The organism is Neorhizobium galegae bv. orientalis str. HAMBI 540 (assembly GCF_000731315.1).
GTDB classification, from domain to species: domain Bacteria; phylum Pseudomonadota; class Alphaproteobacteria; order Rhizobiales; family Rhizobiaceae; genus Neorhizobium; species Neorhizobium galegae.
The window spans coordinates 92330-116777 of record NZ_HG938353.1; the positions used below are offsets into that span (position 1 = coordinate 92330).

General features: G+C 61.9%; 25 protein-coding genes and 1 tRNA gene. 17 read left to right on the top strand and 9 right to left on the bottom strand.

Annotation, left to right across the window (positions count from 1 at the left end; genetic code table 11):
* Window positions 1-2 precede the first annotated feature (2 nt).
* Window positions 3-953, bottom strand: a complete 951-nt coding sequence (locus RG540_RS00465) for a D-2-hydroxyacid dehydrogenase (protein WP_038583499.1) — start codon at window positions 951-953, stop codon at window positions 3-5.
* Between the two features lie 126 nt (window positions 954-1079).
* On the opposite strand from RG540_RS00465, the gene RG540_RS00470 reads away from it, so the two are divergent.
* Complete coding sequence (locus RG540_RS00470) at window positions 1080-2195, top strand: NAD(P)/FAD-dependent oxidoreductase (RefSeq protein WP_038583500.1); 1116 nt, start codon at window positions 1080-1082, stop codon at window positions 2193-2195.
* Window positions 2196-2213: 18 nt separating this feature from the next.
* Here the strand turns inward: RG540_RS00470 and RG540_RS00475 are convergent, their stop codons facing one another.
* Both RG540_RS00475 and RG540_RS00480 read right to left on the bottom strand, forming a co-directional pair.
* A complete protein-coding gene (locus tag RG540_RS00475; protein ID WP_038583501.1) occupies window positions 2214-3140 on the bottom strand; it encodes a dihydrodipicolinate synthase family protein in 927 nt (308 codons plus the stop codon).
* Window positions 3140-3844, bottom strand: a complete 705-nt coding sequence (locus tag RG540_RS00480) for a ribonuclease activity regulator RraA (RefSeq protein ID WP_038583504.1) — start codon at window positions 3842-3844, stop codon at window positions 3140-3142. The genes RG540_RS00475 and RG540_RS00480 overlap by 1 nt, the downstream gene beginning before the upstream one ends.
* Window positions 3845-4006: 162 nt before the next feature.
* Between RG540_RS00480 and RG540_RS00485 the strand changes: the two genes are divergently transcribed.
* The 5 genes from RG540_RS00485 (at window position 4007) to RG540_RS00505 (ending at window position 7507) form a co-directional block, all read left to right on the top strand.
* Window positions 4007-5038 carry a uroporphyrinogen decarboxylase family protein gene (locus RG540_RS00485; RefSeq protein ID WP_038583507.1) on the top strand — a complete coding sequence of 344 codons (1032 nt, stop codon included), beginning with the start codon at window positions 4007-4009 and terminating at the stop codon, window positions 5036-5038.
* Window positions 5039-5283: 245 nt separating this feature from the next.
* A complete protein-coding gene (locus RG540_RS00490) occupies window positions 5284-5991 on the top strand; it encodes an alpha/beta fold hydrolase (protein WP_038583510.1) in 708 nt (235 codons plus the stop codon).
* Window positions 5988-6341 carry an extradiol ring-cleavage dioxygenase gene (locus tag RG540_RS00495; protein ID WP_038583513.1) on the top strand — a complete coding sequence of 118 codons (354 nt, stop codon included), beginning with the start codon at window positions 5988-5990 and terminating at the stop codon, window positions 6339-6341. The genes RG540_RS00490 and RG540_RS00495 overlap by 4 nt, the downstream gene beginning before the upstream one ends.
* Window positions 6334-7176 carry a class III extradiol dioxygenase family protein gene (locus RG540_RS00500; RefSeq protein ID WP_038583515.1) on the top strand — a complete coding sequence of 281 codons (843 nt, stop codon included), beginning with the start codon at window positions 6334-6336 and terminating at the stop codon, window positions 7174-7176. The genes RG540_RS00495 and RG540_RS00500 overlap by 8 nt, the downstream gene beginning before the upstream one ends.
* On the top strand, window positions 7166-7507 hold the full coding sequence (locus RG540_RS00505) for a YciI family protein (RefSeq protein ID WP_244446599.1): 342 nt from the start codon (window positions 7166-7168) through the stop codon (window positions 7505-7507). Before RG540_RS00500 ends, RG540_RS00505 begins: the two co-directional genes overlap by 11 nt.
* 66 nt (window positions 7508-7573) lie before the next feature.
* Here RG540_RS00505 and RG540_RS00510 read toward each other — a convergent pair whose 3' ends face one another.
* A complete protein-coding gene (locus RG540_RS00510) occupies window positions 7574-8347 on the bottom strand; it encodes a siderophore-interacting protein (RefSeq protein ID WP_038583521.1) in 774 nt (257 codons plus the stop codon).
* 370 nt (window positions 8348-8717) lie between these two features.
* Here RG540_RS00510 and RG540_RS00515 point away from each other — a divergent pair, with 370 nt between their 5' ends.
* Entirely contained in the window at window positions 8718-8972 is a 255-nt protein-coding gene (locus tag RG540_RS00515) for a DUF6074 family protein (RefSeq protein ID WP_038583524.1), read from the top strand.
* A gap of 65 nt (window positions 8973-9037) precedes the next feature.
* On the opposite strand, the gene RG540_RS00520 is transcribed toward RG540_RS00515, so the two are convergent.
* Window positions 9038-9113: transfer RNA gene (locus tag RG540_RS00520), tRNA-Thr, on the bottom strand.
* Between the two features lie 130 nt (window positions 9114-9243).
* Window positions 9244-10200, bottom strand: a complete 957-nt coding sequence (locus RG540_RS00525; RefSeq protein WP_038583527.1) for an NAD(P)H-dependent flavin oxidoreductase — start codon at window positions 10198-10200, stop codon at window positions 9244-9246.
* A gap of 248 nt (window positions 10201-10448) precedes the next feature.
* On the opposite strand from RG540_RS00525, the gene RG540_RS00530 reads away from it, so the two are divergent.
* Window positions 10449-11672, top strand: a complete 1224-nt coding sequence (locus tag RG540_RS00530; protein ID WP_038583529.1) for a hypothetical protein — start codon at window positions 10449-10451, stop codon at window positions 11670-11672.
* Window positions 11673-11675: 3 nt separating this feature from the next.
* Here the strand turns inward: RG540_RS00530 and ppk2 are convergent, their stop codons facing one another.
* Window positions 11676-12557, bottom strand: coding sequence for a polyphosphate kinase 2 (ppk2, locus tag RG540_RS00535; protein ID WP_038583532.1), 882 nt, complete (start codon window positions 12555-12557; stop codon window positions 11676-11678).
* A gap of 215 nt (window positions 12558-12772) precedes the next feature.
* Here ppk2 and phoR point away from each other — a divergent pair, with 215 nt between their 5' ends.
* From phoR to phoB, 7 genes are all read left to right on the top strand, one after another.
* Window positions 12773-14020 (top strand): phosphate regulon sensor histidine kinase PhoR, encoded by a 1248-nt coding sequence (gene phoR, locus RG540_RS00540; RefSeq protein WP_038592758.1) that lies wholly within the window; start codon window positions 12773-12775, stop codon window positions 14018-14020.
* A 194-nt stretch (window positions 14021-14214) separates the two neighbouring features.
* Window positions 14215-15249, top strand: a complete 1035-nt coding sequence (locus RG540_RS00545; protein ID WP_038583535.1) for a substrate-binding domain-containing protein — start codon at window positions 14215-14217, stop codon at window positions 15247-15249.
* Window positions 15250-15435: 186 nt separating this feature from the next.
* Window positions 15436-16920: a phosphate ABC transporter permease subunit PstC gene (gene pstC, locus RG540_RS00550; RefSeq protein WP_038592761.1), complete on the top strand. Its 1485-nt coding sequence runs from the start codon at window positions 15436-15438 to the stop codon at window positions 16918-16920.
* The gene (gene pstA, locus RG540_RS00555; RefSeq protein WP_038583538.1) at window positions 16917-18236 is read left to right on the top strand and encodes a phosphate ABC transporter permease PstA; all 1320 of its coding nucleotides are present in this window, start codon (window positions 16917-16919) and stop codon (window positions 18234-18236) included. The genes pstC and pstA overlap by 4 nt, the downstream gene beginning before the upstream one ends.
* 13 nt (window positions 18237-18249) lie before the next feature.
* On the top strand, window positions 18250-19065 hold the full coding sequence (pstB, locus tag RG540_RS00560) for a phosphate ABC transporter ATP-binding protein PstB (protein WP_038539427.1): 816 nt from the start codon (window positions 18250-18252) through the stop codon (window positions 19063-19065).
* Window positions 19066-19110: 45 nt separating this feature from the next.
* The gene (gene phoU / locus RG540_RS00565; RefSeq protein WP_038539431.1) at window positions 19111-19824 is read left to right on the top strand and encodes a phosphate signaling complex protein PhoU; all 714 of its coding nucleotides are present in this window, start codon (window positions 19111-19113) and stop codon (window positions 19822-19824) included.
* 21 nt (window positions 19825-19845) lie between these two features.
* Window positions 19846-20529: a phosphate regulon transcriptional regulator PhoB gene (gene phoB, locus RG540_RS00570; RefSeq protein ID WP_038539434.1), complete on the top strand. Its 684-nt coding sequence runs from the start codon at window positions 19846-19848 to the stop codon at window positions 20527-20529.
* Between the two features lie 9 nt (window positions 20530-20538).
* On the opposite strand, the gene RG540_RS00575 is transcribed toward phoB, so the two are convergent.
* Entirely contained in the window at window positions 20539-20976 is a 438-nt protein-coding gene (locus RG540_RS00575; RefSeq protein WP_038583541.1) for a PACE efflux transporter, read from the bottom strand.
* A gap of 188 nt (window positions 20977-21164) precedes the next feature.
* Window positions 21165-21701 (bottom strand): GcrA family cell cycle regulator, encoded by a 537-nt coding sequence (locus RG540_RS00580; protein WP_038539440.1) that lies wholly within the window; start codon window positions 21699-21701, stop codon window positions 21165-21167.
* 408 nt (window positions 21702-22109) lie between these two features.
* Between RG540_RS00580 and RG540_RS00585 the strand changes: the two genes are divergently transcribed.
* Window positions 22110-23306, top strand: coding sequence for an aspartate aminotransferase family protein (locus RG540_RS00585; protein WP_038539443.1), 1197 nt, complete (start codon window positions 22110-22112; stop codon window positions 23304-23306).
* Between the two features lie 54 nt (window positions 23307-23360).
* Complete coding sequence (gene argF / locus RG540_RS00590) at window positions 23361-24278, top strand: ornithine carbamoyltransferase (protein ID WP_038539447.1); 918 nt, start codon at window positions 23361-23363, stop codon at window positions 24276-24278.
* Window positions 24279-24448: the final 170 nt, after the last annotated feature.

Genomic DNA, 24448 nt, shown 5'->3' on the forward strand with positions numbered 1-24448 from the left:
CCTCAGAGCACGTTGGACGGCGAGCCCTTTTCGAAGTTCTCGACATGGGTGATGACCTGCGCCCAGAGTGTCTGCATCGCCTCGTCGCTCGCCCAGGCCACATGCGGAGTGAGGATGAAGTTCGGTCGTTTCAGGATCGTCAGCAGCGGATTGTCCGGTGCCGGCGGTTCCTTGGTCAGCACGTCGAAACCGGCGCCGCCGATCAGGCCCTCGTCGAGCGCGGTCACCAGATCGGCCTCGTTCACTAGGCCGCCGCGGGCGGTATTGATGATCAGCGGATGCCGCTTCATCTTTCGGAACTCGGGCAGGCCGATGAGGTCGCGGGTCGCCGGCGTCAGCGGCATGTGAAAGGTGATGATGTCCGACGTTTCCAACACTTCGTCGAAGGCCGTGTAGCCGGGCTCGACCTTTTCCGCATCTTTCCGGGCCGCGAAGATGGCCTTCATGCCGAACGCCTCGGCGATCTTCGCCACCGACTTGCCGAGCGTGCCGCGGCCAAAAATGCCGAGCGTCGAACCGGCCAGATCCTTGATCGGATGGTTGAAGAAACAGAACTGGTTGGCGCGCTGCCATTCGCCGGCGATCACGTCCTGGCGGAAACCGACGATCGAGCGGCGCAGCGCGAAGATCAGGCCGAATGTATGCTCCGGCACGGTGTTGACCGCATAACCGCGCACGTTGGAGACGGTGATGCCGCGCTCCTTGGCGAAGGCCAGATCGATCACGTCATAACCCGTGGCAGCAACCGCAATCATCTTCAGCTTCGGGGCATTGGCGATCGACTGTTCGCGCACCGGCGCCTTGTTGGTGATGACGATATCGGCATCCGCAATACGGGAGGCCACATCCCCTAGCGCCGTCTTGCCGTACTCAACCCATTGATGAGCGAACGCGGGCCGGGTGATCGTCACCGAAGGGCCGATCGTGTCGCGGTCCAGAAACACGACCTTCATCGCGAAAATTCCTGCATGATTTGAAACTCCTCCCAATCGAACCACGGCGGCCGAAGCGCTGGCCGCAATGGATTTCTCGTATATCATCCCGCCCGCCGACCGGAAGGCAAAAGTGCGGAGAATGGCATGGGTGAAGTGTTGACGCTCGATTGCGCCGTCATCGGCGGCGGCGTGGTGGGGCTGGCGGTGGCCCGCGAAATGGCAATCGCCGGGCGCGAGGTCGTGCTCCTGGAAGCCGAGCCGATGACCGGCAGCATCACCTCTTCCCGCAACAGCGAAGTCATCCACGCCGGGCTCTATTATCCGACCGGCAGCCTCAAGGCCGAACTCTGCGTCGCCGGCAAAGAGAAGCTCTACGATTATTGCCGCGACCGGCATATTCCGCACAAGCGATGTGGCAAGCTGGTCGTCGCCTCGAACGAAGCCGAAGTTGCCTATCTCGAAAAACTGCTGAAACAGGCGCAAGCCAATGGCGTCGACGATTGCCGGCTGATCGACGGCGCCGAACTTGCCCGCCTCGAGCCGCAGATCACGGGCTTTGCAGCACTCGTCTCCCCCTCGACCGGCATCATCGACAGCCACGGCCTGATGGAAGCCTATATCGCCGATATCGAAGCGCACGGCGGCAGCGTCGTGCTGAACTCGCCCGTCCTTGGCGGCGAGCTTCTATCCGATACGGTGCGGCTTTCGGTCGGCGGCCGCGATCCCGTGGAGATCGAGGCGAACCTGGTGGTCAACTCGGCCGGCTTAAGCGCCTGGGCGATCTCCGAAAGCATGATCGGCCTCGACAGGAGAACTATCCCCGAGCGCCACTATGCGAAAGGCTGTTATTTCTCGCTGACCGCCCGCGCGCCGGCGGAACGGCTGATCTACCCAGTGCCGGAGACCGGCGGGCTCGGCGTCCACCTGACTCTCGATCTCGCCGGCCAGGCACGGTTCGGCCCGGATGTCGAATGGGTGGAGACGATCGATTACGACGTCGATCCCCGCCGCGCCGACAAGTTCTATGGAGCGATCCGCCGCTATTGGCCAAATCTGCCGGACGGCGCCCTGCAGCCTGCCTATGCGGGCATGCGGCCGAAAATAGTCGGTCCGAACGGGGGAGGGGTCGGCGACTTTATCATTCAGGGGCCTGAAACGACCGGCCACCCGGCCTATGCCGCGCTTTACGGCATAGAAAGCCCTGGCCTCACCGCCTCCATGGCGATCGCGGAGAGGGTGGAGCGCCTGACCTTGCGATAAGGGCAGGCGCTTGCAGCCTCAAAACGCCGCGCGCCTGTCGTGTTTGGCGAGACGGGTGAGCAGATAGTCAACTTCCGCCTTGGCGGTCGCGGAAAGCATCTGGGCCGGTTTGCGCTGCGCATCCGAGGTGATGACGCCGCGCCGTTTCAGCACGTGTTTGCGGATCGCCAGACCGATGCCGGCCTGCTGCTCGTAACGGATCAATGGCAGATGCGCATCGAACAGGTCATGCGCCTCCTCGCGTTTGCCGGCGGCAAATAGGCCGATCAGTTCCGTCAGCATGTCGGGGAAGCCGTAGCCGGTCATTGCGCCGTCGGCACCGCGTTCCGGTTCGAAATCGAGGAACACGCCGCCGTTGCCGCAAAGGATCGAGAAGGGGCGCAGTTCGCCCGCCTTCTGCATGGCGCGCAGCTTCGACACTTTTTCGAGACCCGGCCAGTCTTCGTGCTTCAGCATCAGGCAGGATGGGTGGTTGGTGATGATCCTGGCGATCACGCCCGGCGACATGACGACCGTCAGCGTCAGCGGATAATCCTGCAGCACCCACGGTACGTCGTCGCCGACCGCTTCGACAGCCCCGGCGAAATAGTTGACGATCTGGTCGTCGGTGCGCAGCGCCGGCGTCGGGGCGATCATCACGCCGGCAGCACCCATGTCCATCGCATCGCGCGCCAGCGACCGCATCCCTGCAAAGCCCGGCGCCGAGACGCCGACGATGATCGGCACTTTGGCGCGAGAGACGACGCGTTTGATGATTGCGCGGCTTTCCTCCGGCTCCATCTTCGGCGCTTCGCCCATGATCCCGAGAATGGTGATGCCGGTGCAGCCGCTCTCTTCATAAAAATCCGTCAGCCGGTCGATCGAGGCAAAATCGATCGATCCGTCTTCGAAGAACGGCGTGGTGGCGATGGCGTAGACGCCTTTGGTCTCGATCCCGAAAGTCACTATTGTGCGTCCTTCCAGGCCTGATAGCGGGCTTTCGTTTCGGCGTTCATCGGATAGAGGCCCGGCAGTGGCACGCCGCGGTCGACCTCGGTCATGATCCAGCCTTCCATGCGTTCCTGTTCCGGCGCCTCGGCGACAACCGCGTCGAGCAGCTTGGCGGGGATCAGCACCGCGCCGTCATCATCCACGACGACGATATCGTCCGGGAAAACGGCAACGCCGCCGCAGGAGATCGGCTCCTGCCAGCCAACGAAGGTGAGGCCGGCGACGGAAGGTGGAGCGGCGATGCCGTCGCACCAGACCTTCATGCCGCTGCCAAGCACGCCTTCGGCATCACGCATCACGCCGTCGGTGACAAGCCCGGCCACGCCGCGCTTCGCCATCCGGGAGCAGAGAATATCGCCGAAAATGCCGGCATCGGTGACGCCGAGCGCATCCGCGACCGCAACGCAGCCTTCCGGCATCGCTTCGATCGCCGCGCGGGTGGAGATCGGCGAAGCCCAGCTTTCCGGCGTCGCCAGATCCTCGCGGGCGGGCACGAAACGCAGCGTGAAAGCCGGCCCAACGACGCGGCCCTGGCCCGGCTTCAGCGGCTTCGTGCCGCGCATCCAGACATTGCGCAGGCCCTTCTTCAAAAGCACCGTGGTCAGCGTGGCGGTGGAGACGCCCTTCAGCGTCTCGATGATCTTGGGGTCCAGCGGCATGAATTCTCCTTGGGATTCTTGAATGCCGCCTTCGCAGGCGGCGGGCGATATTCGGTCGCGGCTTCTCGTTCGTCAAGGAACTAACGCCCTGTCGTTATTGACACGACAGCCGTCTGTCGAGGTATAACGTCTTTCAACACTGACACATGGGAGGATGAGACAGTGCTTTTTCCAACGACACTCGTCGGCAGTTATCCGCAGCCGGAATGGCTGATCGACCGGGCCAAGCTTGCGGGCCGTTTCCCGCCCCGCGTCCGCGCCAGGGAGCTCTGGCGCATCCCCCAGGAATACCTCGCCGAAGCACAGAACGACGCGACGATCATGGCGATCAAGGCTCAGGAGGAGGCTGGCCTCGACATCATCACCGATGGCGAGATCCGCCGCGAGAGCTATTCGAACCGCTTTGCGACCGCGCTCGAAGGCGTTGATCTCGATAATCCGGGCTCGGCGCTCGATCGTTCCGGCCACCCGAACCCCGTTCCGCGCATTACCGGCAAGATCCGCCGCAAGCACGCAGTCGAGGCCGAGGACGTGAAATTCCTGCGCAGCCACACGGACCGCAAGATCAAGATCACCGTTCCCGGCCCATTCACCATGTCGCAGCAGGCCCAGAACGACTTCTACAAGTCGGAAGAGGAGGCCGCCTACGACTACGCCGACGCGGTGAATGCCGAAATCCGGGATCTCTTCGCCGCCGGCGCGGATGTGGTGCAGATCGACGAACCCTACATGCAGGCCCGGCCACAGAAGGCGGAACAGTATGGTCTCGCGGCGCTCAACCGCGCGCTCGACGGCGTCCAGGGCACGACGGCTGTGCATATCTGCTTCGGTTATGCGGCCATCATCCACGAGCGGCCGTCAGGCTATTCCTTCCTGACCCAGCTTTCCGGCTGCTCCTGCCATCAGGTGTCGCTCGAAACCGCGCAATCGAACCTCGATTGCTCGACGCTGACCGGCCTTTCCGGCAAGACGCTAATGCTCGGCGCCATCGACCTGTCGGACATGAATATCGAGACTCCGGAAATCGTCGCGGCCCGCATCCGCCGGGCGCTGCCTTACGTCGAGGCGAAGAACATCATCGTCGCGCCCGATTGCGGCATGAAATACCTGCCCCGCGAGGTCGCCTTCGGCAAGATGAAGGCGATGGTCGAGGGCGCCAAGATCATGCGCCGGGAACTCGGCGAGACTGCCTGATCTTCCAATTGAGTGCGTGGATAACAGGGGCGATTGCTGCGGCAATCGCCCTTTTTTTGCGGTCTTGGCGTCTGAGCACACGCGATATCGGGGATATGTATCCCAAATATGTAAATTGTGACCATGATTGGCTTATTTTACAGACTATTGTATCCCAAATAGAATCCATGTATACATTGCGCCAGAGGATTTTCGGCTTGCGGTTGGGCGATCTGCCTCACACAGGCTGGTCCGATAGGAAGATCATGACGACCCTTGTTCTCATACCCGGGCTTGTATCGGACGCCATCGTCTGGGCGCCCTTGGCCGAAGCGGCGTCTGGCGTCATGCCGGTTCATCACGCCGATCTCTCTGACGGCACATCGATCACCGGTATGGCTCGAACGCTTCTCGAGGAGACGGATGGCGATATCGTTGCTGTCGGCCACTCGATGGGAGGCCGCGTCGCCCTGGAAATGGCTCGCATGGCGTCGGACCGGATTCGTGGTCTCGTGCTGGCGAATACCGGTCATCATCCCAAGCGCGAAGGCGAGGAGATCAAACGTCAGCAGATGATCGATCTCGGCAACCGCAGTATCGAGGAACTGGCGCAGCAATGGCTGCCGCCGATGCTCGACCCTGCCCGGGTTGGTGACAAGGACCTGATCGGACGCCTCCACGCCATGGTCCTCAGGGCAGGTTCGCAGGTTCATGAGCGCCACATTCGCGCCCTCATCGATCGCCCGGACGCCAGCGCCTATATCGCCGATCTTCGTTGTCCTGTCCTGCTTGTCGCCGCTCGCCAGGATGGCTGGAGCCCGATCGCCCAGCATCAGGAAATCGCCGACGCAGCGCCGGATACGGAGCTCGTCACCATCGAAAATGCCGGGCATTTCGCTCCCGTCGAGCGACCCGTGGAAACCACCGCTGCCATCACCGAATGGCTGGCGCGCAGATTTGGAGAATCCCAATGAGTGAAGCAGCAGCTACGATACCGGATACCCCCCTCTTCGACCGGGCAGGCTCGATCCGCGGCTACCGGATCAACAAGATGGCGATGGCGCTTGGCCAGCCCGCCAACCGCGCCGCCTTCAAGGCCGATGAAGAGGCCTATCTCGACGGTTTCGGCCTGAGCGCCCACGAGAAGTCCGCAGTGATGGGCCGCGACTGGCACGAGATGGTACGCCTCGGTGGCAACCTGTTCTTCATCCTGAAGATCTCGGCGGTCGATCCGACCCCGATCACCAGGATCGGTGCGGCGCAGGCCAGCATGGAACACGAAGACTTCCTGCATCTGAGATTGGGAAAAAAGCGCAATGGCTAAGATCATCGGTGGGCTTGGAACGAGCCACGTTCCCTCGATTGGTGCTGCGCTCGACAAGGGACTGCGCGACACACCGGACTGGAAGCCGTTTTTCGACGGTTACGAAGTCGGCAAGCGATGGATGCGGGACGCCAAGCCCGATATCGCCGTCGTCGTCTTCAACGATCACGGCAATACCTTCTTCCTCGACCGCGTGCCGACCTTCGCTGTCGGCGTCGCCGAAACCTACAGTCCCGTCGATGAAGGTTGGGGTCCGCGCGCCATTCCGGCATTCGAAGGAGCGGTCGATTTCTCCTGGCATTTTGTCGACAAGCTGGTCGAGCGCCATTTCGACCCGATGGTCTGCCGCGAAATCGAGGTGGATCACGGCCTGCAGGTGCCGATGGAACTGTTTTTCGGCCGGCCGGAAGCCTGGCCGGTGAAGGTCCTGCCGATCTGGGTCAACACCATCCAGTATCCGATCCCCACCCCGCAGCGCTGCTGGGACATGGGCAAGGTCCTGCGCGAAGCGATCGAAAGCTGGCCGGGCGACGAACGCGTCGTCATCCTCGGCACCGGCGGCCTGTCGCACCAGCTGCAGGGCGCCCGTGCCGGCTTTATCAACCAGGCAGCCGACCGCGCCTGGCTGGACGGCATCGCCAAAAATCCGGAACCCTACCGCGCCATGAGCCGCGAGGACTACGTCGAACAGTTCGGCTCCGAAGGCGCCGAGCTGATCATGTGGCTCGTCATGCGCGCCGCGATGAACAGCGACGTCAACCTCCTCCACAAGCACTACCACGCCCCGGCATCGATGACCGGCGCCGGCATGGTCGTGCTGGAAAATGCGGCCTGATCCGATGTTTTTCCTGATGCGCTGCCTGCACCATGAAGGCCAGGACGCCGTTCGCGATACCCACCGCCCGTCACACCGGGCCTGGGTCCAGTCGGGCGGAGAAGGCCATGCCACCGTCCTGATAGGCTCGGCCCTCGTCGATGAGAGCGGTTCCGCGCTCGGCAATTTCGGCATCCTGGAGGCCGCGAGCCTCGAAGAGGCGCAAGCTTTTGCGCAAGGCGATCCCTTCAATCGCGCCGGAATCGTTTCGGCGATCGAGCTGACGCAGCTGCCGGACACGTTCCAGGCGGCCCGGATCAGCGACCCGATGACCCCGCGAAAGCACGGCTAATCCCATTTCGGGCATTGAAAAGGCCGCGCCATCCAAGCCAGGATGCGCGGCCTTTTGTCATTTGGTTCAGTCCCCGATCGTCTCGTGGGCATCCGCCTTGCCCTCGGCCCAATATCCGGCGGCCTTGATCCAGGTGAGCGGATATCCGCGCTTCTCGACCAGATAGGCTCGAGCCGCCCGGGCAACCGAAGCTTCGGCGGCGACCCAGATGAAGGTCTCGGGCTCAAGCGCAATCGTATCGAGTAGTGAGATCAGCCCGGAGGCGTCCGTGGCGTGGGAAAGGGGGCGGTGCACCCAGAATGTCTCGAGCGACGCCTGCGTCTCGAAGACCTGTTCCTCTTCAGGCCCGGCGACCAGCCCGATACTCGTGATGACGGCATCTCCGCCGGCCTCTTCGATACGGCGGCCCATGGCAGGAAGCGCTGTCTCGTCGCCGATCAGCAGCCAGCGTTTCACGCCCGAGATGACGGCCGACCCACGCGGACCGCCGATCGACAACGTGCTGCCCGGTCCGGCATCCAGCGCCCATCGCGTGGCAGGACCGGCATCGTGGACGGCGAAATCGAGCACCAGGGACTTGGCCCCCTGATCGTAGCGACGAGGCGTATAATCGCGGCGCTCCGGTTCACCGGCAGCTGTCGGCAGAAATATCTTGACGTGGTCGTCCGGCGCAGCGCTGACGAAATCCGAAAGATCCTCGCTGGTCAGTGTGATGCGCAGCATCTGCGGCGTGATGCGCTCGACGGTTTCGACCGTCAGTACACGACGCTTGAGTTCGTGACGGATGCGCTCGATCTTGGGGGCGGAGGAAATCTGGTCTTGGGTCGTAAGGTCGTTCATCTAAGTCCTTTCACGGGATTTCGATATCGACCTGCCGGACACAGCCGCGCAGACCGAAACCGGCAATGCCCGATCGATCAGCGCGTTGAGTGACGTTAACGCTTACGTGCGAAGCCTTTCGGCACTCGCAGTGTGAACTTTAGTTAGGCGGGCAATGCCCATACGGCAAGGGTGGCGAACACCAACTCCCGTAATTTTCCCAACGGGGAAACTGTAAGCAACAGCAATCGGATAGTTGTCGTCTTCAAAGCGGTGGCCTCGACATCCACCTTCCCCGCACCAGATAACTCCAGTCGTTCAGCCTTTGTGAAGGACTGGCGGCCAATGTGCTGCGATCCCTGGGCGATTCGCCCGACAATATGGAGATGGCATGACGCTGCTGCAATTCCCCGCCGATCGGCGCTCCGCTGACGTAAAACGCTGCGCTGAGGCGCTTCTGCGGCTTCACGGCGAACAAGCGAACCGTTTCTGGCGATCGGAAATGGCCGGTTTTGCTGCGGCTCTCAAAGCCCAGGGCGCGGCAGACGAGGAAATCTCTCGCCAAGCCGGTCTCTTCATGCACGCCGTCCAGATGCAGCTCCAAAGCGATTGCCTCGACGACGAGACGAGCCTCGTGGCGGGTTAAACCCGCGCCGTCCTTCGCGCGGAGATATCGGCGATGCAGGCGCTATGGAACAACTTGAAGATAAGTGGTGCCGCTTGCAGGACTCGAACCTGCGACCCCATCATTACGAATGATGTGCTCTACCACCTGAGCTAAAGCGGCACGGGCAGCGACCGGTTTAGCCGGGGCTGCGAGTGATGCGGCTGATACAGGCAATGACCTGCGATTTCAAGCGGGCTTTTTGGCTTCGCGACGATTTTCCTGGAAAGACGGTTATTATCCGGCCGTTAGTTTAAACTGCGAGGCGCTCGCGCGCCGCCCGGTATTCGTTTTCCAGCCGGTCGACGAGTTCCGCGACCGGAACCACCGCCTTGACCGCGCCGACGCCCTGGCCGGCGCCCCAGATCTCCTTCCAGGCCTTAGGCCCGCTGACCGCCTGGTCGAAATCCATCTTGGACGGATCGGCGACCGGAAGCGCATCCGGATCCATGCCGGTGGCGGCGATCGAACCCTTGAGATAATTGCCGTGGATACCGGTGAAATAATTGGAATAGACGACGTCGGCGGCGTTCGAATCGACGATCATCTGCTTGTAGCCCTCGACGGCGCGCGCCTCCTTCGTGGCGATGAAGGGCGAGCCGATATAGGCCATGTCGGCGCCCATGGCCTGGGCGGCAAGAATGCCGCCGCCGGTGGCGATCGCGCCGGCGAGCAGCAAGGGTCCGTCGAACCATTCCCGGATCTCCTGCACCAGTGCGAAAGGCGACAGCGTGCCGGCATGCCCGCCGGCACCGGCTGCCACCGCGATCAGTCCGTCGGCTCCTTTGCGGATCGCCGAATTGGCGTGGCGGTTGTTGATGATGTCGTGCAGCACTATGCCGCCATAGGAATGCACGGCGGCATTTACCTCCGGCACGGCGCCCAGCGAGGAGATGACGATCGGCACCTTGTATTTCACGCACATCATCAGGTCGTGCTCCAGGCGCTTGTTGGACGTATGGACGATCTGGTTGACGGCGAAGGGTGCGGCGGGCTTTTCAGGGTTGGCGGCGTTATAGGTGGCGAGGTCCTCGGTGATCATGGCCAGCCACTCGTCGAGCTGGCTTTCCGGCCGCGCATTGAGCGCCGGGAAGGCGCCGACGACGCCGGCCTTGCATTGCGCCAGCGTCAGTTCCGGATGGGAAATGATGAACAGGGGCGACGCGATCACGGGCAGGCGAAGCCTGTCCTTGAGGACTGCTGGAAGCATGGATCAAGAACCTCCCGATTGACCTTTACGCAAACGTAAATCCGTCTACCAGATCGCGGAGGCCTCGAAAAGCCGGTGGAAAGATTTTCGAAGCAGAACTCCGGGATGCCCGGCAAAGGCTCCCGACATATCCTGTCCTTATTTTTGGCGATGGTGCAGTCGAATGCGGTGCTTGCAGTTCCGCGGCGGAGAGGTTACCGAAACGTAAACTCCCGCGCAGTGGGTAAGAGTATGAAGAAGGACCGGCAGTGAGCGGTTTGGAAACGGCCATCAGGAACGCACTGGATCGCTCGAACCGGGCGGACCGGGAGATCAGGGCGCGTATTTATCAGTCGGCGCGTCAGGCGCTGGACGCCGGCCTTCGCAAGCAGGGCGTTACCGACCGGCTGATCATCATGCAGCAGCATGAACTTCTGGAGCGGAAGATCCACGAGATCGAAATGAGCGAAGTCGAGCGCCTGGCCGAGCCGGTGCCGGGTCCCGCCGTTGAACTCGAACCGGAACTGCCATATGCCGCAGAACCGATGGCAGTGGAGTCTCCGGTCATGGAGGCCCGCCCGCGGCCGGAAGCACAGCAACGGTCGGCGCCGCCAGCTGTCGCGCCGCCTGTCGATACCGTTTCTGGTGGGACGCGCGCACCAGCTGCCGCGGCCATGTCTCCCGGCGATCTCGGCGGCATCAGCCCCGCGCGCGGCGAGCGGATCGAAGCCGAGCCATTCGAACCGGCACCTCAGGCGAAAGCGGCAAAGCCGGGCAGGACGAACAGGAACGCCCGCCCGTCATCCGATAGCGGACTGCACGTCCCCCCGGAGCGGGCCGCCAAACCGCGAAAGCGTCGCGGTTTCCTGTCGCATCTCCTGACCTGGGGCATCACCCTCGGCGTGGTCGGCGGCGCCTGCTGGTGGTTCTATCAATCCGGCCTGGTGCAATCGATCATCGAGGAAGCCACGAAGTCGGCGGACCGCTCGGTCGCCGGCCAGGGATCGGGAGGCCCGGTCGCCTTCGATCCGCGCCGCGGCTTCTCGGATGAATGGGTAGAAGTCTTCGTGCCCTCCAAGGCGGCGGAAATGAAAGCCGGCGGCCAGGCGAAAGTCGAGACGGTCGCTGCCTCGGAAGGGCAGGCCGTCCGCATCGCATCGGTAACGTCAGGCGAGGGCGGCGATGTCTCGGTCGAAGTATCACCGGAAGTGCTGCGCGAAATGGCCGGCAAGAGTTCGACGGTGGCGCTGACCTTGCAATCGGGGCAGGACAGTTCCGCGCAGCTGTCGGTCCGCTGCGATTTCGGAAGCCTCGGCAGCTGCAGCCGTCATCGCTTTACGGCAACGCAGGAGAAGCTGGAGGCCCTCTTCCGGGTAACCTTCGAGCGGTCGCTCGCGCCCAACCGGCCCGGCCGCCTGGTCTTCAACAGCGGCATCGACGGCGCCGACCGGGCGGTGCTGCTTTATTCGGTGCGCATCCTGCCGGGGCAATGATCTTTAGCTGAGGAACTTCGGGCCGAAACCGAAGATCTTGTCGTCGATCTCGCCGACAGCGTCCTTGTCCTTGCCCTCATAGTCGAGCGACAGCAGGATATGGCGAATGACGTTGAGGCGGGCGCGGCGCTTGTCGTTGGCCCGCACGACGGCCCACGGCGTCTCCTTGTTGTGGGTTTTTTCGAGCATCGCGTCGCGCTTCTCGGTATAGGCGTCCCACTTGTTGAATGCCGCGATATCCATCGGCGACAGTTTCCAGATCTTGAGCGGGTCGTGGCGCCGGTCATGAAAACGCTTGAGCTGCATCTCGCGGCCGATATCCAGCCAGAATTTGAAGAAGATGATGCCTTCGTCGGAAATCGTGTCTTCGAAGCGCGGCACCGCCTTCATGAAGTCCTTGTATTGTTGCGGCGTGCAGAAGCCCATCACCGGCTCGACGCCGGCCCGGTTATACCAGGAGCGGTCGAACAGCACGATCTCCCCCGAGGTCGGGAAATGCGAGATGTAGCGCTGGAAATACCACTGGCCGGCCTCGGTCTCCGTCGGTTTGTTGAGCGCCACCACGCGGGCCGAACGCGGATTGAGATAAGCATTGATCGAAAAGATCGTGCCGCCTTTGCCGGCCGCATCGCGCCCCTCGAACAGCGCCATCATCCGCTTGCCGGTCGCCTTCAGCCAGAATTGCACCTTGACAAGCTCGACCTGCAGCTTTTCCAGCTGCTTTGCGTATTTGTCCTTGTCCAGCTTATCGTTATGGGGATATCCGCCTGAACCGAGCGCGTGTTCTTCGATCCAGGCCGGCAGTACTGGGTCGTCGATATCGAACCGCTTGAGCTTGCCGTTGATGTCGATGCTGACTGCCCGGCTTTCGGTCTCATCCGCCATGATTATGCTTCCTCCGATCGTTCCGCCGCGCGTGGGCGGTAGCCGATATGTAACGCAAGTTGGAAATTCCGCTACAGTCCGGATAGCGTCATTTTTGCGATGCGCACTCGGAAGCGATGTATATCTGTCATGCAGGGGATATATGAGCGCGTGTTCAACCTGTGAAAGCTGCGAGTCTGTCTGTGGGGTCGGTACTGGAGAAATGGCGTCGGGGTCTGGGCACGCTTGCTGCGAGGGCTCGGCAGGAGCGACCGCTGTTGCTGCTTCTGACCCTTCTGGCAACGATCGCGTTTCTAGTCGGAATGGATTGGGTGGGCGTGCTCATCGGCTGGCTGCTGCTGGTGCTGGTCGTTGTCGGGCGTAAGCCCGTCGTCCTTCCGCCGCCGGCCCCGGAGATCGTCGAGGAAGAGCGGCTTGGTTTCCAGCCGCTGCCTCAGGTGGCCGCAACGCTCAGTGCGCTCGATATTCCGGCTTTCGTGCTGGGCGACGATATAACCGTCCTCTACCAGAACAAGGCGGCCGAGAAGGCCTTTGGTACCCTTTCCCCCGGATCGCATCTTTCGGCCCGGCTGCGGTCGCCCGGCATTCTTGACATGGTGCGCGAAACCATTGCCACCGACGAGCCGAACCAGATCGAGCATTCCGAACGGCTGCCCTCCGAGCGTGTCTATACCCTACGCATCGCACCCATCGATCTCGGTCAGCCGATGCAGCAAAGCTCGGAAGCCGTGGTGCAGAAGCTCTATCTCCTCTCATTCAGGGACATTTCGGAGTTGCGCCGCATCGACCGGATGCGCTCCGATTTCGTGGCCAATGCCAGCCATGAACTGCGCACCCCGCTTGCCTCGCTGCGAGGGTTCATCGAGACCCTGCAGGGGCCGGCGCGCTCCGATCCGGCCGCGCATGAGCGGTTCCTCGCCATCATGTTCGACCAGGCAACGCGCATGAGCCGCCTTGTCGACGATCTCATGTCGCTGTCGCGCCTGGAGCTCAAATCCCATATCGCTCCGGACCAGACGATCGACCTGAAGCCGCTGATCGGTCATGTGCGGGATGCGCTTGTGCCACTCGCCGATGATCTCGGGGTAGAAATCCGCATGCACCTGCCAGAGGGTAAGGTGGAGGTTCTAGGCGATCGCGACGAGCTCGTCCAGGTTTTCGAAAACCTGATCGAGAACGCCTGCAAATATGGCCAGGAAGGCAAGTTCGTGGACGTCTATCTGCGCAACGGCGCCTCCGATCCGGTGGAAGTGACCGTTGTCGATCAGGGGCCGGGCATTCCGGCCGAGCACGTTCCGCGGCTCACCGAGCGCTTCTACCGGGTCAGCGTGGCCGACAGCCGTTCCAAGAAAGGGACGGGCCTCGGCCTTGCAATCGTCAAGCACATCCTCACCCGCCACAGAGCACGTCTGATCGTCAAGTCGGAAGTCGGCAAGGGAAGCGAGTTCACCGTCAGATTCTGACATAAAGACTTCTCGCTGCAAAGCTGTGCAATAAATTTCCGTTGAAATATCAATGCGTTGATATGTCACAAATGTTTCACCGAACTGACATAAAAGAGAGGTGCTACAGCGGCTAAGACAAGCGGGCCGAGCGTTGGCGAGAGCGAGAGCCAGCGCCGTCCGCATTCACACAAGCCCATGACGGGAGATTCCTCATGAACATCCTTAAACTCTCTGCAGCTGCCTTGGTGGCCTCCGTTGCGTTTGCCGGCGCTGCCGCTGCACGCGACCAGGTCCAGGTTGCCGGTTCTTCCACTGTTCTTCCCTATGCGAAGATCGTCGCCGAATCTTTTGGTGAAGCCTTCCCGAAGTTCAAGACCCCGATCGTCGAGTCGGGCGGCACCGGCGCCGGCCTTAAGGAATTCTGCAAGGGCGTTGGCGAAGCCACGATCGACGTTGCAAACGCTTCGCGCCCGATCAACAAGTCTGAAGCCGAAGCCTGCAAGGCAGCTGGCGTCACCGACATCCAGGAAATCCGCATCGGTTACGACGGTATCGTTTTCGCGACCGCCAGCAGCAACGGCGACATGAAGTTGGAGCCGAAGGACCTCTACAAGGCTCTCGCTGCTCAGGTCGTTGTTGATGGCAAGCTTGTTGCCAACCCCTACAAGAACTGGTCGGACATCAACCCGACGCTTCCGAAGGGCCCGATCGCTGCCTACATCCCGGGCGAAAAGCACGGCACCCGCGAAGTTTTCGAACTGAACGTTCTGGCCGCAGGCTGCAAGGATGCCGGCGCAACCGACGTCATCGCCAAGGAAATCGCTGACAAGGCTGCCCAGGCCAAGGCCTGCGTTGCTGTTCGCAAGGACGGCGTTGCCGTGGACATCGACGGCGACTACACCGAGACGCTCGCTCGTATCGCTGCCAACAAGACCGGCGTCGGCGTATTCGGCCTCGCTTTCTACGAAAACAACGCCGACAAGCTGAAGGTCGCCACCATGCGCGGCATCAAGCCGACCTCGGCCACCATCGCCGACGGCACCTACCCGGTTTCCCGTCCGCTGTTCTTCTACGTGAAGAAGGCTCACCTGGGCGTCGTTCCGGGCCTCAAGGAATACGTCGAGTTCTTCCTTTCCGACGACATGATCGGCCCTGACTCGCCGCTCATCGAGTACGGCCTGGTTGCTGCTCCTGACGCACAGCGCGAACAGGCCCGCAAGGACTTTGCCGCCGGCAAGGCCATGTAATCCAAAGACCGGCGCCGCTTTTGGCGGCGCCGTTTTCTCTTCCGATCGATGGCTTTTGCATCGGCGGAATCGTCGGTTTTGTGGCGATGGTGTTGCGCAGGGCGCGATGGCGAATGCGATCGGTTCCGATGAACGGAGCTGGGCGGTGATGGGTTGCCGCCGAAGGCGGTACGCCGGGGGATTATGATGAACACATCACTAATATTATTGATTTTGGCAATAATCGGCATAGCCGGTTACGTCACCGGTGCCCGATATTCAATGGCGCTGGTCGGAGGGATTTCCTCCAAACTTCATTCACGGCCTGGATATTACGGTTCTTTTGTCGCTGTCTGGGCGATCCTGCCGGCCGTCGTCATTCTCTTTGTCTGGCTGGTCGCCAGCCCGATCTATATCAGCTCCTCGGTCCGCGGTGCGTTTCCCGAGGAGGTGAAAACCCAATCGCAGGCCGAGCAGGGCCTGAGCTACGGCATGATCACCTCGATCGCCCGAGGCATGAATGCGCTGACCGGCGACGAGATTGCCCGCGTCGAGAATAATCCGGTCGAGCTGCGTGCTGCGCTTGGGGCCAAGGGCGTTCCGCTTGCGGGCGATCCCCAGCCCTTCATGGTCAAGGCCGCCGCTGTCCTGAACAGGATGACCTTCGTCAGCCGCATCCTCATGACGATGGTCGTGCTGGCGGTTTCCATCGGCGGGGCATTCTTCGCCTATCGTCAGATTGCGCCGCGGTTCCGCGCCCGCAACCGGGTGGAAAAGGTGGTTCTCGGCAGCCTCGTCGTCGCCTCCTCGATCGCCATTCTGACCACGGTCGGCATCGTCGCATCGATGCTGACTGAAGCGGCCCACTTCTTCACCGCTATTCCCGCCTGGGAATTCTTCTTTGGCACGGTTTGGGATCCGCGTTTTGCGGCTGCCGGTTCTGGCGGCTCCGAAGGTCAGTTCGGTCTCATTCCGCTGCTGCTCGGCACGCTCTATATCGGTTTCGTCGCGATGCTCTTCGCGGTTCCGATCGGCCTCTTTTCGGCAATCTACATGTCGGAATACGCATCGCCGAAGGTCCGCTCGGTTGCCAAGCCCTTGCTCGAAGTGCTCGCCGGCATTCCGACCATCGTCTACGGCTTCTTCGCCCTGACCACGGTCGGACCGTTCCTCCGCGATATCTCTTCGCAGCTGAACGGCCTCGTTACCGGTGACTATGCCAACTTCATTCAGGCACAGAGCGTTCTGACGGCCGGCTTCGTCATGGGTATCATGCTGATCCCCTACGTCTCCTCGCTGTCTGACGATATCATCACGGCGGTGCCGCGTGCCCTGCGTGACGGCTCGCTCGGCCTCGGCGCCACCCGTTCGGAAACCATCAAGAAGGTCGTCTTGCCGGCCGCTCTGCCGGGCATCGTCGGTGCACTCCTGATGACCGCATCGCGCGCTGTCGGCGAGACCATGATCGTCGTGCTTGCGGCCGGTGTTGCCGCCCGCCTGCAGATCAACCCCTTCGAGCCGATGACGACCGTGACCGTCAAGATCGTCAACCAGCTGACGGGTGACCTTGAGTTCACCTCGCCGCAGACCCTGGTTGCCTTCGCGCTGGGCATCACGCTTTTCGCCATCACGCTTTGCCTCAACATCTACGCGCTTTATATCGTGCGCAAATACCGGGAGCAGTACGAATGACCGATGTGGTTTCTCCCGCCGCCGGCATCTCCAAGGCCAAGTCCGTCCGTCGCGATATCGGCATCAAGCGCCGTTATGCCGCCGAGCGTCGCTTCCGTGCCTATGGCATCGCCGCGCTTTCCTTCGGCATCATCTTCCTGATGCTTCTCCTGTGGTCGGTGGTCTCCAAGGGGTACACAGCCTTCCAGCAGACCATGATCACGATGCCGGTCGAGTTCTCGCAGCAGATCATCGACCCGCAGAACGAACGTGCCACCAATCCTCAGAAGCTGATGACGGCCAACTATCCGGTCGTCGCCCGCAACGCTCTCGCCAAGCTGCTCAACGTCAGCGTCGACGACCGTGTCGCCGCCCGCGCAGTCGGCCAGATGCTGTCGGATGGTGTCCGCGTTCAGCTGCGTGACCTGGTCATCGCCAATCCGGCGATCATCGGCACGACGCAGACGGTAAGACTGCTTGCTTCCGGCGATATCGACTCGGCCTACAAGGGCCAGATCGACCTCGATGTCAGCCAGGAGAACCGCAAGATCAACGACCAGCAGCTCGGCTGGATGACAAAGCTCTCCGACAGCGGAGCCCTTGCCAAGCACTTCAACGGCGGCATTTTCGTCAACGGCGCATCGAGCCGTCCGGAAGCAGCCGGTGTCGGCGTCGCACTCATCGGCTCGTTCTACATGATGCTGATCGTGCTTGTCCTGGCGCTGCCGATCGGCGTCGCCGCTTCGATCTATCTCGAGGAATTTGCCCCGAAGAACAAGTTCACCGATCTGATCGAGGTGAACATCAACAATCTAGCGGCCGTTCCCTCTATCGTCTACGGTCTGCTCGGTCTGGCGGTGTTCGTCAACTTCATGGGCCTGCCGCGCTCGGCCTCCTTCGTCGGCGGTCTGGTGCTCACCCTCATGACGCTGCCGACGATCATCATCGCGACCCGCGCCGCCTTGAAGGCCGTGCCGCCATCGATCCGCGCCGCCGCCCTCGGGCTCGGCGCCTCGAAGATGCAGACGATCTTCCACCATGTCCTGCCGCTTGCCATGCCGGGCATCCTGACCGGCACCATCATCGGCCTGGCCCACGCACTCGGCGAAACCGCACCGCTGCTCCTGATCGGCATGGTGGCTTTCGTTGCCAACTATCCGACCACGCCGCTCGACCCGTCGACGGCGCTGCCGGTCCAGATTTACATGTGGGCGAACGAAGCTGAGCGCGCGTTCGTCGAGCGTACCTCGGGAGCAATCATCATCCTGCTCCTGTTCCTCATCCTAATGAATGTTGGCGCAATTCTCTTGCGGCGTCGCTTCGAGCGGCGCTGGTAGAAGGAGTATGACAATGAATATGATGTCAGAATCGGCAGTTGAAAAGGCGCTGGACCAAAAGATGAGCGATGCTTCCCACAAGATGATCGGCAAGGACGTTTCGGTGTATTACGGCGAAAAGCGTGCGCTTTTCGACGTGAACCTCAACGTTCGCGAAAACACTGTGACGGCTCTCATCGGTCCTTCCGGTTGCGGCAAGTCCACCTTCCTGCGCTGCCTCAACCGCATGAACGACACGATCGAGAATTGCCGCGTCACCGGCAAGATCACCCTCGACACGGACGATATCTACGACAATAACATCGACGTCGTGGAACTTCGCGCCCGCGTCGGCATGGTTTTCCAGAAGCCGAACCCGTTCCCGAAGACCATCTACGAGAACATTTCCTACGGTCCGCGTATCCACGGCCTTTCCAAGAATAAGGCCGACATGGATCAGATCGTCGAGGCGAGCCTGCAGCGCGCCGGCCTCTGGACCGAAGTCAAGGATCGCCTGCATGAATCCGGCACCGGTCTCTCCGGCGGTCAGCAGCAGCGTCTGTGCATCGCCCGCGCGATCGCCGTGTCGCCCGAAGTCATCCTCATGGACGAACCATGCTCGGCTCTCGATCCGATCGCGACCGCCAAGGTAGAAGAGCTCATCCATGAACTTCGTGCCAACTACACGATCGTCATCGTGACGCACTCGATGCAGCAGGCTGCCCGCGTCTCGCAGCGCACCGCCATGTTCCATCTCGGCCAGCTCGTCGAGGAGAACGACACCGACAAGATGTTCACCAATCCCGACGACCAGCGCACCCAGGATTACATCATGGGCCGTTTCGGCTGACCCAGCCGACTGTGCCGCCTGAAAATCAATTTTGAGGACTAGAAGATGGCATCGACCCATATCCTGTCGGCTTATGACGACGAACTGAAATACTTGAGCCGCCGCATTTCTGAAATGGGCGGACTCGCCGAGCAGATGTGCTCGGACGCCGTGCGCGCGCTGGTCAATTCCGACGCCGCACTCGCCCAGAAGGTCATTTCCGACGACGTGATCCTCGATCACGCCGAGCGTGAGATCGGTGACAAGGCGATCATCACGATTGCCAGACGCCAGCCGGTTGCAGCCGACCTTCGCGAGATCGTCGGTTCGTTGCGCATCGCCTCCGATCTGGAGCGCGTCGGCGACCTTGGCAAGAACACCGCCAAGCGCGTCATCGCGGTTCAGGGCACCGGCGTGCCGCGCAAGCTCGCCCGCGGCCTGGAGCATCTCTCCGACCTCGCCCTCGTGCAGCTCAAGGACGTCCTCGACGTTTACTCGACGCGTTCGGCGGAAAAGGCCGAGGCGATCCGCAGCCGCGACGAGGAAATCGACGCGATGTACACCTCGCTGTTCCGCGAGCTCCTCACCTACATGATGGAGGATCCGCGCAACATCACCACCTGCACGCATCTGCTGTTCTGCGCCAAGAACATCGAGCGCATCGGCGACCACGCCACCAACATCGCCGAGACCATCTACTACATGACGACCGGTGCCCAGCCGGAAGGCGATCGTCCGAAGGACGACTCGTCGAACACGCTCGGCGCGATCACCGAATAGAACTGACGGAGCAGACCAAGAATGCTGCCGAAAATTGCTGTCGTAGAAGACGAAGAAGCGCTGAGCGTGCTTCTTCGCTACAATCTGGAAGCCGAGGGTTATGAGGTCGATACCGTTTTGCGGGGCGACGAAGCCGAAATTCGGCTTCAGGAGCGGGTACCCGACCTCCTGATCCTGGACTGGATGCTGCCCGGCGTTTCCGGCATCGAACTCTGCCGCCGGCTGCGCATGCGCCCGGAAACCGAGCGCCTGCCGATCATCATGCTGACGGCCCGCGGCGAGGAGAGCGAACGTGTTCGCGGCCTCGCCACCGGCGCCGACGACTATGTGGTGAAGCCTTTCTCGACGCCGGAGCTGATGGCCCGCGTCAAGGCGATGCTTCGCCGCGCCCGTCCCGAAGTGCTCTCCAGCGTGCTCCGCTGCGGCGATATCGAACTCGACAGGGAAACTCATCGCGTTCACCGCAAGAGCCGCGAAGTGCGCCTTGGCCCGACCGAGTTCCGCCTGCTGGAATTCCTGATGGCCTCGCCCGGCCGCGTGTTCTCGCGGTCGCAGCTTCTGGACGGCGTCTGGGGTCACGACATCTATGTCGACGAGCGCACCGTCGACGTGCATGTCGGGCGTCTCAGGAAGGCGCTCAACTTCTCCAATATGCAGGATGTCATCCGCACCGTCCGCGGCGCGGGTTATTCAATGGAATCCTGAGAGGCGGCTTTAAGCCGCCTCGGTCTGCCGCTGCCATTCCGGCAACGGAAAGATCCGGTCGTAGGCCCAGTTGAACACGAAGGCATAGACCACGTAGAAGACTGCGAACGACACGTCCATCGTCAGCGCATGGACGAGGCTTATACCGAGATACCAGGCGATCAGCGGCAGAAGCGCGATCAGCAGTCCAAGTTCGAACAGCACCGCATGCGCCACGCGTATGGCGGTGTTTTTCTGCGTGCCGCCGGTAAAGCGCTGCATCAGGTGGTCGAAGCCGAGATTGTAGAGATAGTTCCAGCCGGTGGCGATCGTCGCGCTGCCGATGCCGACCACGCCGATATCGGCGGCCGGCATGCCGAAGGCGAAGGAGCCGAGCGGTGTGATGAGAGCAAGCCCGATCAGTTCGAAGCTGATGGCATGGCGGATACGGTCGCGTGTCGTGCGCATGATGACCTCCTGGGGTGCTTTCCGGGCCGTCCCGGAGTTTCTGCCCGAATGGGGGAGGTCGTCCTCGCTGCCTTTTAGATAGGCGTAATGCCGATCCGGAGCAAGACTTGGCCGGCATATCTGCCATGCACAACAAAAAAGCGGGCCTTGAGCCCGCCTTCGATTTCGCCCTCGTGTCGCGCCGCCGCTCAGACCCGAGCGGCAACCTTGCGGCGCTCGTTGACCGGCTGGTAGGCGAGCTTTGCGTGATAACCGCAATAGGGCGATGCATCCGGGGATTCACAGCCGCAGAAGTGGAAGTCTTCCTTGAGCGGGTCGCCGACCGGCCACTTGCAGGTGCGCTCGGTGAGTTCCGTCAATGCAAGGCGACGGGAGATCGGCACCACCACGTTGGAAGCAGGACGATATTCCATCTCCTGGTAGGGTTCGATCTCGATCTCTTCCTTGACCATCGTCGCGCCGACGGCGCGGGTAACGGTCCGGGTCGTGACGCGCGACGCATAGTTCGGAGCCCGCGGCGCCGATGTCGTCCGCTTGGCAGCCGATGCGCGGCCGGTCGCAACCGTACCGCCGGCTTTCGCGCGGCCCGGCAGGCAGAGGCGATGCACCTTGCCGATCACGGCATTGCGGCTTACGCCTCCCAGTTGTGCAGCGATCTGGCTGGCACTCAGGCCCTCCGACCACAATCTTTTGAGCTTCTCGACACGCTCGTCTGTCCAGTTCATGCCCGTTCTCCGCCTTTGAACGCCGCTGGCATGCAGAATCCGTCCACCTTTACTGCGAAAATCATTTCACAGCACCCACTATATCTATGCTTGAGGTGACTAGTTCCGCCGCATGCAGTCTAGTAATTGATCTTTAACCTAGTGTGAGGCTGACTCCGTGGCAAGAGTCGGAGGAATCTGCGGGATTCGATTTCGTGGTTTTCCCCAACTTGCTGTGATGGAGAGTCTTTTTTGTCACAGAAGCCAGCACCTGTCGGTTTCCGGTCGTAACACGCCTAAAACACCGAGCTTTGTTGACATTGACGGCCTAAACCACGATAGTGCCTCCGCCGCCCAGTGGGCGGCATTTTTGGTTTTTCTGGCCGGTTTTGTCGGCCTTTTTTGACTGCCTAGAGGAGTGATGTCGCCATGGCTGAAGCCGCGCTTTTCGACACGTTTGCCCGGGCTCCGCTGCGTTTTGAACGCGGCGAGGGCGTATGGCTTGTGACGGAAAGTGGAGAGCGATATCTCGACTTCGGCGCGGGCATCGCCGTCAACTCACTCGGTTACGGCCATCCGCACCTCGTCGGCGCACTGAAGGCACAGGCCGATAAGGTCTGGCACACATCCAACCTCTTCGAGCAGCCCGGCCAGGAGACGCTGTCGCGCCGCCTCGCCGACAACTCTTTCGCGGATAAGGTGTTCTTCACCAATTCCGGTGCGGAGGCGCTCGAATGCGCCATCAAGACCGCGCGCCGCTACCAGTTCGTGAAGGGCCATCCGGAACGCTTCCACATCGTCACCTTCGAGGGCGCCTTCCATGGCCGGACGTTGGCGACCATCGCTGCCGGCGGCCAGGCGAAATATCTCGAAGGTTTCGGCCCCAAGGTTGAAGGCTTCGATCAGGTGCCGTTCGGCGATATGGATGCTCTGAAGGCTGCGATCACCGATGCGACCGCAGCGATCCTCATCGAGCCGATCCAGGGCGAGGGCGGCATCCGGCCGGTTCCAAAGGAATTCCTGGCTGCGTTGCGGCAGATCTGCGACGACAACGGCCTGCTGTTGATCTTCGACGAGGTCCAGACCGGCGTCGGCCGCACCGGCAAACTGTTCGCCTATGAATGGACGGGCGTTTCGCCCGACATCATGGCGCTCGCCAAGGGCATCGGCGGCGGGTTCCCGCTCGGGGCCTGCCTTGCCACGGCGGAAGCCGCGTCCGGTATGACAGCCGGCACCCACGGCACCACCTACGGCGGCAACCCGCTGGCCATGGCGGTCGGCAATGCCGTGCTCGACGTGATCCTGGGGGACGGCTTCCTGGAAAATGTCCGCGACGTCACGTTGGTCTTGCGGCAGGGGCTAGCCAGCCTCAAGGATCGCTTCCCCAACGTCATCGAGGACATCCGCGGCGAAGGCCTGCTGCTCGGCGTGAAGGCAAAGGTGCCGGCGGGCGACCTGGTTGCCGCCATGCGCGGCGAACATATGCTGGCCGTTCCGGCCGGTGACAACGTGGTGCGTCTCCTGCCACCGCTCACAGTCACAGCGGAGGAAGCCCGCGAGGGTCTTTCCCGCATCGAGAAAGCGGCGGAAAAGCTCTCCGCCTCGGAAATGAAGAAATCGGCCTGAGCGGGCAAAAAGGGGGATGCCGTTGTAGGTTTCCCACTTCACAGGGAACATCACATGGCATCTCCCAAGCATTTCCTCGATCTTTCCGCCGTTTCCCCGGCTGATCTGCGCAGCATTCTCGACGACGCGAAGACCCGCAAGCAGGCCACCAAGGCCGGCACGGCGGAAAAGCCGCTCGCCGGCAAGATGCTGGCGATGATCTTTGAAAAACCTTCCACCCGCACCCGCGTATCCTTCGATGTCGGCATGCGCCAGCTCGGCGGCGAAACGCTGTTCCTGTCGGGCACTGAAATGCAGCTCGGCCGCGCCGAGACGATCGGCGACACCGCCAAGGTTCTGTCGCGTTACGTCGACGCCATCATGATCCGCACCACGGACCACGCCCGTATGCTGGAGCTTGCCGAACACGCGACCGTACCGGTCATAAATGCCCTGACCGACGACACGCATCCCTGCCAGATCATGGCCGATATCATGACCTTCGAGGAGCATCGCGGGCCGATCGCCGGCAAGACGGTCGCCTGGACCGGCGACGGCAACAATGTGCTGCATTCCTTCGTGGAAGGTGCTGCCCGTTTCGGCTATCGGATGAACATGGCGGTGCCGATGGGGTCGGAACCCGCCGACAAGTTCCTCAACTGGGCGCGCAACAACGGTGGCAACATCATGCTTTGTCATGACGCCGAAAAGGCGGTTGCCGGCGCCGATTGCGTCGTCACCGACACCTGGGTTTCGATGAACCAGGAGCACAAGGCGCGCGGCCACAACGTCTTCCAGCCCTTCCAGGTCAATGCCGACCTGATGAAGCGGGCCGACAAAGAGGCGCTGTTCATGCACTGCCTGCCGGCCCATCGCGGCGAGGAAGTCACCGACGAGGTCATCGATGGCCCGCAGTCGGTGGTCTTCGACGAGGCTGAGAACCGCCTGCACGCGCAGAAATCCATTCTCGCCTGGTGCTTCGGCGCGGTCTGAACGCAAGTCCCGGACGAGGCGGATGCGGAAAGCGGCGGCGATAGAACCTTGATTTCCGCCCCGCTATCCCCCATCTGTCGGCTTTCAACAATACGCCGTCTTCTGGACTGGCGTTTCAACACACATCGTCGACGTCTTTTCCTCCGGCCGGCGGTTCCGCTCGGGCTGGC